At 57.1% G+C, this 219-nt stretch carries 1 rRNA gene; it reads right to left on the bottom strand.

Annotated features, from left to right (window positions below):
• Positions 1–219 (bottom strand): 23S ribosomal RNA (locus ADK60_RS28500); the annotation flags it as partial.

Genomic DNA, 219 nt, shown 5'->3' with positions numbered 1-219 from the left:
CCTGTTCGGACTCGCTTTCGCTACGGCTACCCCACACGGGTTAACCTCGCTACACACCGCAAACTCGCAGGCTCATTCTTCAAAAGGCACGCAGTCACGGCCCACCAGCAAGCTGATGAACGACGCTCCCACGGCTTGTAGGCACACGGTTTCAGGTACTATTTCACTCCGCTCCCGCGGTACTTTTCACCATTCCCTCACGGTACTATCCGCTATCGG

It is taken from the genome of Streptomyces sp. XY431, assembly GCF_001279805.1.
Classification (GTDB): domain Bacteria; phylum Actinomycetota; class Actinomycetes; order Streptomycetales; family Streptomycetaceae; genus Kitasatospora; species Kitasatospora purpeofusca.
This window is presented reverse-complemented; position numbering and strand designations above follow the sequence as displayed.